This window comes from Streptomyces bobili (assembly GCF_002154575.1).
Lineage (GTDB): Bacteria > Actinomycetota > Actinomycetes > Streptomycetales > Streptomycetaceae > Streptomyces > Streptomyces bobili.
The window spans coordinates 1-9979 of record NZ_MUBA01000377.1; the positions used below are offsets into that span (position 1 = coordinate 1).

Annotated in this window: 9 protein-coding genes; 3 read left to right on the forward strand and 6 right to left on the reverse strand. The window is 72.8% G+C overall.

Features of this window, described 5'->3' with window-relative positions:
- Positions 1 to 148 precede the first annotated feature (148 nt).
- The 3 genes from BZL64_RS27100 to BZL64_RS27110 all read right to left on the reverse strand — a co-directional run bounded on the left by BZL64_RS27100 (position 149) and on the right by BZL64_RS27110 (position 2983).
- On the reverse strand, positions 149 to 1627 hold the full coding sequence (locus BZL64_RS27100; RefSeq protein ID WP_086771805.1) for a glutamate-cysteine ligase family protein: 1479 nt from the start codon (positions 1625 to 1627) through the stop codon (positions 149 to 151).
- 110 nt (positions 1628 to 1737) lie between these two features.
- Positions 1738 to 1992 (reverse strand): EF-hand domain-containing protein, encoded by a 255-nt coding sequence (locus BZL64_RS27105; protein WP_086771806.1) that lies wholly within the window; start codon positions 1990 to 1992, stop codon positions 1738 to 1740.
- Positions 1993 to 2167: 175 nt separating this feature from the next.
- Complete coding sequence (locus BZL64_RS27110; protein ID WP_086771807.1) at positions 2168 to 2983, reverse strand: SAM-dependent methyltransferase; 816 nt, start codon at positions 2981 to 2983, stop codon at positions 2168 to 2170.
- Positions 2984 to 3184: 201 nt separating this feature from the next.
- On the opposite strand from BZL64_RS27110, the gene BZL64_RS27115 reads away from it, so the two are divergent.
- The 3 genes from BZL64_RS27115 to BZL64_RS27125 all read left to right on the forward strand — a co-directional run bounded on the left by BZL64_RS27115 (position 3185) and on the right by BZL64_RS27125 (position 6818).
- Entirely contained in the window at positions 3185 to 3901 is a 717-nt protein-coding gene (locus BZL64_RS27115) for a hypothetical protein (protein ID WP_143663324.1), read from the forward strand.
- Positions 3902 to 4102: 201 nt separating this feature from the next.
- Positions 4103 to 6157 (forward strand): galactose-binding domain-containing protein, encoded by a 2055-nt coding sequence (locus BZL64_RS27120; protein ID WP_391008952.1) that lies wholly within the window; start codon positions 4103 to 4105, stop codon positions 6155 to 6157.
- 64 nt (positions 6158 to 6221) lie between these two features.
- Complete coding sequence (locus BZL64_RS27125; RefSeq protein WP_086771809.1) at positions 6222 to 6818, forward strand: TetR/AcrR family transcriptional regulator; 597 nt, start codon at positions 6222 to 6224, stop codon at positions 6816 to 6818.
- Positions 6819 to 6834: 16 nt separating this feature from the next.
- Here BZL64_RS27125 and BZL64_RS27130 read toward each other — a convergent pair whose 3' ends face one another.
- The 3 genes from BZL64_RS27130 to BZL64_RS27140 all read right to left on the reverse strand — a co-directional run.
- Positions 6835 to 8070 carry an ANTAR domain-containing protein gene (locus BZL64_RS27130; RefSeq protein WP_086771810.1) on the reverse strand — a complete coding sequence of 412 codons (1236 nt, stop codon included), beginning with the start codon at positions 8068 to 8070 and terminating at the stop codon, positions 6835 to 6837.
- A 133-nt stretch (positions 8071 to 8203) separates the two neighbouring features.
- Positions 8204 to 9112: a glycosyltransferase family 2 protein gene (locus BZL64_RS27135; RefSeq protein WP_086771811.1), complete on the reverse strand. Its 909-nt coding sequence runs from the start codon at positions 9110 to 9112 to the stop codon at positions 8204 to 8206.
- On the reverse strand, positions 9109 to 9979 hold an 871-nt coding region (locus BZL64_RS27140), incomplete at its 5' end, for a glycosyltransferase family 2 protein (protein WP_086771813.1). The genes BZL64_RS27135 and BZL64_RS27140, both read right to left, overlap by 4 nt.

The window sequence follows — 9979 nt, forward strand, 5'->3', positions numbered from 1 at the left end:
ACGAACAGGTGGGGGGCCGGGGGACATGGAGCTGGTCACCTGACCCGTGCAGCGCGACGGGGCCGCGAGTCCCTGCCCGCGGACATGCCCTCTCAGCCCGGCCCCCCACCTGTTCGTCACGCACCCGTGCGCTCCGGAGAGAGCGAGGTCAGTCGACCGGCCAGGTGTGCGCGGGCGCGTTGAGATGCATGTAGTCGATGTACTGCCGCGTCATCCGCCGCAAGGCCTCGGGGCGGTCGACGCCGGTGGTGGCGGTCAGGTGATGGAACATCTCCTTCTGCCAGACCGCGCCGTTGCGGGCGGTGACGCAGCGCTGCTCGACGATGCCGAGCAGGGGCTCGCGCCAGGCCGTGTCCATCCCGGACAGCTCCAGGCCGCGGTGCGCCAGCGGCAGCAGCCGCCGCAGGACCAGCTCGGGTACCGGCACCTCGCCCATCCCCGGCCAGTACAGGCGCGCCTCGATGCCGTGCCGCGCCGCCATGTGCAGGTTGTCCTCGGCGGCGGCGAAGGACATCCGCGACCACACCGGCCGTTCCTCGTCCACCAGGGCGCGGGTGAGGCCGTAGTAGAAGGCACCGTTGGCCAGTGTGTCGGCGACGGTCGGGCCGGCCGGCAGCACCCGGTTCTCCACCCTGACGTGCGGTGTGCCGTCGGCGACGGCGTAGACCGGGCGGTTCCAGCGGTAGATCGTGCCGTTGTGCAGGCTCAGCTCGGCCAGCTCGGGGATGTCACCGCGCTCCAGCGTCTCCGTCGGGTCCTGCTCGTCACAGAGCGGCAGGAGCGCGGGGAAGTAGCGCAGGTTCTCCTCGAACAGGTCGAAGACGCTGGTGATCCACCGCTCCCCGAACCACACCCGGGGCCGTACCCCCTGCACCTTGATCTCCTGCGGGCGGGTGTCGGTGGCTTGCTCGAACAGCGGGATCCGGGTCTCGTGCCACAGCTCTCTGCCGAACAGGAACGGCGCATTGGCGGCCAGGCCGATCTGCACGCCGGCGACGGCCTGTGCCGCGTTCCAGTACGCGGGGAACTCCTCCGGGGAGACCTGGAGATGGAACTGCGTGCTGGTGCACGCGGCCTCCGGGGTGATCGTGTCCGCGTAGGTGCGCAGCCGGTCGACGCCGTCCACCTCGATCCGCAGGTCCTCGCCGCGAGCCGCGAAGACCTGGTCGTTGAGCAGCCGGTAGCGGGGGTTCTCCGAAAGCGCCGACTCGCCGATGTGTTCCTGCCGCAGCGTGGGCAGGATGCCGACCATGATCAGCTGCGCGCCGACCGACCTGGCCCGCTCGTCGGCGTGGTTCAGGGCGGCGCGGATCTCCGACTCCCACGCGTCGGGGCCGCCCTCCGTCAGCCGGCGGGGCGGCACGTTGATCTCGAGATTGAACCGGCCCAGCTCGGTGTCCCACGCGGGGTCGGCGATCGCCTCCAGCACGTCGCTGTTGCGCATGGCCGGTTCGGCGGCCTCGTCGACCAGGTTCAGCTCGATCTCCAGCCCGACCCGGGGCTGCTCGGACGCGAACCGTGCCTCGCGCAGCATCTGGGCGAACGCGTCGAGGCACTCCTGCATCTTGATCCGGTACCGGCGCCGGTCCTCGCGGGTGAAGACCATCGCCGGGACGTCCCGCCCCATGGGGCCTCCCGGAGGTCCGGGTCTGTCCTTCGACAGCTGTCACGTCCAGCGTCGCACCACCGGGCGGCCCCGACCACGTGAGCGCGGTGCGGCCCGGTGCGGACCTGGTGTCAGGCCCAGCCGAATCGGCGGTCCACGACCGCCGCGAACTCCTCCAGGGTCAGCACGGCGTCCCCGTTCTGGTCGGCCGCGTCGAACAGCGCGGAAGCGGCGTCGGCGTCCCCCAGGGCCCAGACCGGCAGGTCACCCCTGGCGGCCAGGGTGGGGCCCTTCGTCCGCAGCGCGGTGATCACCTCTTCGCGGGTCAGCGTCCCGTTCGCGTCGAGGTCCAGCGCCTCGAACAGCTTGCGCGCCTTGTCGCTCATGATGCTTCCCCGTTTCACGATGCTTCCAGGTTCCCCGTCGCCGACGGGCGGGAAGGGCCCCCGGCCCGCTCCCGGAGGAAGACGCCTGCGCTCCCCTCCGGGTTCCCCGCCGTCGGCACCGTACCGGTCACGGTTCGCGTCAGGCCTCCGTGCTCGGCCGCGCCGTACCTGCCGGTCACGGCTTGCGGGCGAGGCCTCCGTGCTCGGCGATGATCTCCGGGGCGGTCGCGGAGGGGTCCGGACGCCACAGAGGCACGGACACGACGCCGGGCTCGATCAGCTCCAGCCCGTCGAAGAACGAGGTGATGTCCTCGACCGTCCGCAGGTTGTACGGGACGGCGCCGCTGGCGTTGTAGGCGTCCTGGGCCGCCTCGAAGACGGGGTCGACACCTCGGGAGCCGTCGTTGATCGAGAGGTAGCTGCCCGACGGCAGGGCCCCCATGAGCCGGGTCACCAGTTCGCGGCCCTGCTCGTAGTCGGAGACGTGACCCAGGATGTTGCTCAGGATGAGCGCGGTGGGCGTGCTCAGATCCAGCGTCTCGGCCGCCGCCGCCAGGATGCGGTCGGGGTCGAGGACGTCGGCGTCGATGTAGGCGGTCGCGCCCTCGGAGGTGGAGTAGAGCAGCGCGCGGGCGTGCGCCAGGACCATCGGGTCGTTGTCGACGTAGACGATGCGGGACTCCGGCGCGATCCGCTGGGCGACCTCGTGGGTGTTCTCGGCGGTCGGCAGGCCGGTGCCGATGTCGAGGAACTGCCGGATGCCCGCCTCGGACACCAGGTAGGTGATGTTGCGGCGCAGGAAGGCCCTGCTGCTGCGGGCGATGGTGACGATGCCAGGGAAGACGGCGGTGTACGCGTCACCGGCCTCCTCGTCGACGGGGTAGTTGTCCTTCCCGCCGAGCCAGTAGTTCCAGATCCGGGCCGAGTGCGGCACCGAGGTGTCGATCTTCTGGTGCACCGACGATCCGGGCGTCGTCGCTGAGTCGCTCATGGGTGGCGTCCGTCTTTCAGCCGAGGCGTGCAGGTTCCACCGCACAACGTACGTCCCAACGGCCACGGCGCGCACACCAGTTCACCTCTTCGAACGAACGCGATTCGCGGGACCCGGCTGCCCGCCGTGGCCCGGGGACTCGGGGCCGTGGCGCCCGTTGCCGGATGTCCGTCCCGGCAACTCCTGTGCTGCACTGGGCGCATGGAAGCGCGAGTGGTCGGGGTCGACATCGGTTCGGTGGCACGGGGCCGGTTCGCCTGGGCGGCGATCGACGCTCCGGCGCCGTCACTCGCCGGGCAGGGGAGCGACCCGGAGACGGCGGTGCGGGCCCTCGCCGAACGGCTCGCCGCCGGCGGCCGGGCGGCGCTGGTGCTGGAGGCGCCGATGTCGGTGCCGGTCCCGGCGGCCGACCGGGCCGACGGGTGGGCGGCGCTGGGCCGGGCGCGGACCGGTGAGGGGAACCGGGCGTGGTCGGCGGGCGCCGGCGCCGGTGCGCTGGCCACGGGAATCGCGCAGGCCGGATGGCTGCTGGCCCGGCTGGCCGGGACGGTTCCCGGTGTGCGGGCGACCACCCGGCCGGACCGCTGGGCCGCACCGCACGGTCCCCGGCTCCTGCTGGCCGAGGCGCTGGTGTCCGGCGCGGGCAAGCCCGTGCCCACGGCCGGTGACCCGCACGCGGCCGACGCCGAGGCCGCGGCCCGCGCCCTCGCCGGGCGCCTGCCCGGCCTTCCCCGGATCGCCACGGACGTCGAGTGTGCCCCGCACGGCTCGCTCAACCTCCTTGCCGCCGCGGCGCTGTGGGCGGGCATGGACCTCCCGGCCGACGAACTGCGCACGGACGTCCTGGTGTTGCGCGCCCGGCCGGCGCCGTACGCAGCCGCGGGAGAGCGGGGGGAGGGTGACGGGAGACGGCCCTGAGCGTACGTATCGGTCCCAACCGCCCCTCCCCATCAGGTCAATCGTCCCGGACTCTTGACTCGTAACCCGCCAGTAGCGATCCTCGTCGCATCTCTTGCGCGGTCATGACAATCCCGTGTGGGTCGTGGGCGTCCTCGGATCCCTGGCGTCCCGGCTCGTCGACCGCGCGCTCCCGCCGACCGAGGGACGTGGGCAGTGACCATCGCTGGACGCCCGTACCGCAGACACCGGCAGATCACCGTCGTGTCGTTGCTCCTTCTCGTACTCTCCATGACCTTCGGGCCGACGCCGAGTTCGGCGGCCGGCGCCGAGTGGTGGGTCCCCACCGCACGGCCTGCGCCGGACTCGCAGATCAACGTCACCGGGGCGCCCTTCACCGGCACCGACTCCGCGGGCGACGTGCGTGGGTTCGTCGACGCGCACAACCACCTGTTCTCCAACGAGGCCTTCGGCGGGCGGTTGATCTGCGGCAAGGTGTTCTCCGAGGCAGGCGTCGCCGACGCGCTCAAGGACTGTCCCGAGCACTACCCCGACGGCACGCTCGCGATCTTCGACTACATCACGCACGGCGGTGACGGCAGGCACGACCCGGTCGGCTGGCCGACGTTCAAGGACTGGCCGGCGTACGACTCGATGACCCATCAGGCGAACTACTACGCGTGGGTGGAGCGCGCCTGGCGCGGCGGACAGCGCGTCCTGGTCAACGACCTCGTCACCAACGGCATGATCTGCTCGGTCTACCCCTTCAAGGACCGCAGCTGCGACGAGATGACGTCGATCCGCCTCCAGGCGAAGCTGACGTACGACCTCCAGGCGTACATCGACAAGCAGTACGGCGGCACGGGCAAGGGCTGGTTCCGGATCGTCACCGACAGCGCGCAGGCCCGCCAGGTCATCGAGCAGGGCAAGCTCGCGGTCATCCTGGGCGTGGAGACCTCCGAGCCGTTCGGCTGCAAGCAGATCCTGGACATCGGGCAGTGCAGCAAGGCCGACATCGACGCCGGGCTCGACGAGCTGTACGCGCTGGGTGTGCGCAGCATGTTCCTGTGCCACAAGTTCGACAACGCGCTGTGCGGCGTCCGCTTCGACGAGCACGGACTCGGTACGGCCATCAACGTCGGGCAGTTCCTGTCGACCGGTACCTTCTGGCGGACCGAGAAGTGCACGGGTCCGCAGAAGGACAACCCCATCGGCCAGGCGGCGTCGGAGGCCGAGAAGGACCTGCCGGCCGGCACCGAGGTCCCCGCCTACGACGAGAACGCCCAGTGCAACGTCCGCGGGCTCACCGACCTCGGCGAGTACGCCGTACGCGGCCTGATGAAACGCAAGATGATGCTCGAGATCGACCACATGAGCGTCAAGGCGACCGGCCGCGTCCTCGACATCTTCGAGTCCGCCTCCTACCCCGGCGTGCTCTCCTCGCACAGTTGGATGGACCTCAACTGGACCGAGCGGGTCTACGGCCTCGGCGGTTTCGTCGCCCAGTACATGCACGGCTCCGAGGAGTTCAGCGCCGAGGCCGAGCGTACCGACGCGCTGCGGGAGAAGTACGACGTGGGCTACGGCTACGGCACCGACTTCAACGGCATCGGCGACCACCCCGCCCCGCGCGGCGCCGGCACCTCGAACCCGGTCACCTACCCGTTCAGGAGCGCCGACGGCGGCTCCCTCGTCGACCGGCAGACCACCGGCGCACGCACCTGGGACTACAACACCGACGGCGCCGCCCACGCCGGCATGATCCCCGACTGGATCGAGGACATCCGGCGCGTCGGCGGCCAGGACGTGGTCGGCGATCTCCTGCGGGGCGCCGAGTCCTACCTCGGCACCTGGGGTGGCACCGAGAAGCACCAGGCCGGCGTCAACCTCGCCAAGGGCGCGGCGGCCACGGCCAGTTCCGAGGAGTGGAACCCCGTGACGAACTACGCCGCGGGCCGCGCGGTGGACGGCGACCCCGCCACCCGCTGGGCCGCCGACTGGAGTGACGACCAGTGGCTGCGGATCGACCTCGGCGCCACCAGCCTGGTCGGCCGCGTCACCCTCGACTGGGAGCGCGCGTACGGGAAGTCGTACCGGATCGAACTCTCCGCCGACGGTCAGAACTGGCGGACGGCCTGGTCCACGACGACCGGCGACGGCGGCCTGGACACGGCCCGCTTCACCGGCACCCCCGCCCGCTACGTCCGCGTCCAGGGTGTGGAGCGCGGCACGGAGTGGGGGTACTCGCTGCACGAGGTCGGCGTGCACAGCGGCTGACCCACGTCCCACCGGCCCGCCCGCCGCACCGCGGGCGGGCCGCACGAGCCCGAAGGACACGCACATGGCACGGATGCCGTCGGCCGAACGGCGCCGGCAGCTGACGGAGGCGGCGATCCGGGCGATGACCCGCGACGGCGTCGCCAGGACGACGACCCGGTCCATCGCCGCCGAGGCGGGCGTGTCGCTGAGCGTCTTCCACTACTGCTTCGACTCCAAGCAGGCCCTCGTCGAGTCCGTCATCACGACGATCACCGACCACTACGTCACGGTCGTCCGGGAGGCCCTGCGCCCGCGGGCGACGCTGGAGGAAACCGTCCGGGCCGGCTTCCAGGCGTACTGGGACCACGTCCGGGCCCAGCCCGACGAGCACATGCTCACCTACGAACTGACCCAGTACGCCCTGCGCCGGCCCGGATTCGAGCACCTCGCGCGACGCCAGTACGAGCTGTACGCCGACACCTACGCCGAACTCATCGAGCAGCTGCGCACGAGCATGGACCTCCGGCTGAGCGTGCCCGTCCCCGTCCTGGCCCGCTATCTGGCCGCCATGACCGACGGCCTGACCCTCAACTACCTGGTGCTCGGCGACGAGACCGTCTGGACCGGCATCCTCGACACCGTCACCGCCCACATCGCGAGCCTGGTGCGTTCCCCGTGACGGGACGTCACCCGGTTCAGGGGCGGGCCCTGCGGTGGAGATGGTCGAGGGCGTCGGCCACCACGCTGCGCCGGTACCACTCGTGCCAGGTCGCCACATCGCGGGCCAGCGCCTCCAGGGCCCGCTCCTGAGCGCCCGACAGCCACCGGCCCGCGGCCGGCCAGTGCGCCGAGACCACCCCGACACTGGTGCCCGCGCCCCCGATCAGCGGCGCGCAGTACAGGGAGCGGGTCCCCTCGGCGAGCAGCACCTCGCGCATCCGCGGGCCGGCGAAGACCGGGTCGGTGGCCACGCTCTCCACCACCACCCGGCGCAGGGTCGTGTGGGCGACCGTGCACGGCGCCCACAGGTGCGACACCTCGGCGAACTCGTCGGCGAAGGCCTCGCCGAGGTTGCACCGCGCCTCCAGCACCAGCGTGTCCTGCGCCTCCTCCGCGCACAGCAGGTCCACGGAACGGGCCCCGGTCACCGCCAGCGCCTCGACGGCCGCGGCGTCCAGTACCCGGCGCCGCTCCACCGGTGAGACGTCGGCGTGTCTCAGGAACGGCGCCGTGGGCACCGGTGGATGGTCCGACCAGGCGGACGCCCGGCCCGGCGGGGGAGTGGTCACCACCGCGGAGGCGAGCACCCGGACCGGCACATTGCAGTGCTGGGAGGCGCCGCTGAGCAGGTCGAAGGCGACGGCCGCCCCCGGCAGCCCGTACCGCTCCACGAGGATCCCCTGAGCCACGCCGATCAGCGCCGAACTGCGCAACTTGGCTCGCAGCCCTCGTACTTCGGCCTGCAGATCCCCGACCGCCGGCGGCTGCGGAGGCCCGGCCTCGGGCGTCACCGGGCCCGCGTGGGGCGCGGACCTGAGGCCCCGCAGGGCCGACTCCACCGTGGCGTGCGGCCTGATGCCCGGCAGCCCCGCGAGCCGCAGCGCCTCGCGTACATGCGGGCGTGGCTGCACGATCGGCAGCGGGCGGCCCGCCGCGGCCAGCCCCCGGGTGACCTGGTCGAGGGCGCGCACGGCGGCCGCGCTCGACAGGTAGACGTCCGTCATGTCGAGGACGGCGTGGGTCTCCGTGGCCTCCGCGCGCGCCAGATGCGAGGCGAGCGCGTGGGAGAAGTCGTCGGCGTTGGAGGCGTCCAGGGTGCCGCGCACATGCAGGAACGTCACCTGCCCCAGGCTCTCGCCGTCCAGCGGCGAGGCCTTCATCATCAGCGGGGCGGGCGGTTCGCCGGCCCGGCAGGGCTGATCGGACATCATGAGGAGAGGCGCCTCCCGATATGGATGGATCACCAGCCGGCCGCGTCCTGACCGAAGGCGTCCACCATGCCCAGCGCCGCCGACCGGATGCAACGACCCCGGCCCCCGTGTCCGCGCCGACGGGCCCGCACCCTCATCCGACGTACTGACGTGCGGGCGACGAGCGCCGGGCGTGTTCCAGCAGGGCGATCCGGTGTTCGATCTCCGGCGGTACGGGCGAGCGCTGCCGCAGCACCCAGGGCAGTCCGGCCGCCGCGTGCGCGAACGCGCGGACCGAGGCCGCGTCCCGGGGGACCGTGAGCGCCAGATGGGCCGTACGCCGCAGCGCCGACGGCAGCGGGCGGCGCAGCCAGGTGAACCACAGCGTGTTGCGCAGCCCGAGGATCCGGCGCGCCGTGCTGTCCCGCAGCGGCGAGGCCTGGTGATGGACGGTCAGCTCCTCGGCGTAGCTCAGCCACCAGCCCTGCCGCAGCAGATCGGTGGCCAGGAGTTCCTCCTCGCCGCCGAGCCACAGGCCGGGGTGGAAGCCGCCCGCGGCGCGGAAGGCGTCGACGCGCAGGACGGTGGCCGCCGCGAGGAAGGAGCCGAGGGCGGGCCCCGGCAGGTCGTCCGGACCCGTCAGCGGGGATTCCCGGAGTTCCTTGACGACGGGGTCCTCGCCGCCGTCCGGCTCCACGACGATCCGGGCGGTGACGGCGGCCAGCCGCCGTCCCGCGTCGAGGAGGTCCGCCGCGCGGCGCAGGCTGCCCGGCTCCCACCAGGTGTCGTCGTCGCAGAACGCCACGTACGGCGTGCGGACATGGCGTACCGCGAGGTTGCGGCCGACGGCGCCGAGATTCGTCCCCGGCTCCAGCAGGAGGACCTCGGGGAAGCCCCGGCGCACCGCCGCGGCCGTACCGTCGCCCGAGGCGTTGTCGGTGACGATCACCGGCGGCCGTTCGGGCAGTTCGCGCAGGCTGGTCAGGGTGCGCAGGAGTTCGTCGCGGCGGTTGTGGGTGATGACCACGACCGTGGTGCGGCCGTCCTTCGGGTCCTCGCTCATACCGGCCTCCGTTCGGCCGTGACGGGATCGGTCCGCTCCAGCAGGCGGGCCGCCCGCTCCACGTGCGTGGGCAGCGGGCGGCGCCGGGCGAGCGCGGCGGGCAGCCGGACCGCGACCTCGCGCAGGGCGCGGCGGGCGCCGGGCTCGCCGCTCACCGCGGAGGCCGCCAGCCGGGCGCCGGCCCGCAGGGCGACCGGGAGCGGGCGGCGCAGTACCAGCGTCAGCACCTCGTTGCGCCGCACCTGATGACTGCGCCCCTTCCGGCCGCCGGGCTCGGGAGCGTGCCGGGCCGTCAGCGAGGGCTCGTACGTGACGCCCCAGCCGCCGGCCGCGAGGTCGTAGGCGAGCAGGGTCTCCTCGCCGCCGAAGAACAGCAGCGGGTGGTAGCCGCCCGCGTCGAGGAAGGCGTCGCGGCGCGCCACGCAGGCGCACGCCAGGAAGCCCAGCACCGGACGCCCCGGCAGGTCGGGTTCGAACGGCAGGGGCGAGGCCGCGAGCACGGCGTTCAGCGGGTCCTCGGTCCGGTCGGTGCCGACCAGGGTGCGCGCGGCCACCAGGCCCAGCCGGGGATACGCGTCCAGGAGATCCGCCGCGCGGCGCAGGCTTCCCGGCTCCCACCAGGAGTCGTCGTCGCTGAACGCCACGTACGCGGTGGCGGCCTCCCGCACCGCGAGATTGCGGCCCACGGCACCGGTGTTGGCGCCGGGCCGGACGAGGCGGACGGCCGCCGGGTGCGCGCGTACCACCGCGCGGGTCGCCTCGTCGGAGCCGTTGTCGACGACGACGACGGGCGGGCGTTCCGGCAGCGCGGCCAGCGCGTCGAGGGTGCGCAGCAGGCTGTCGGGCCGGTCGCGGGTGATCACCGCG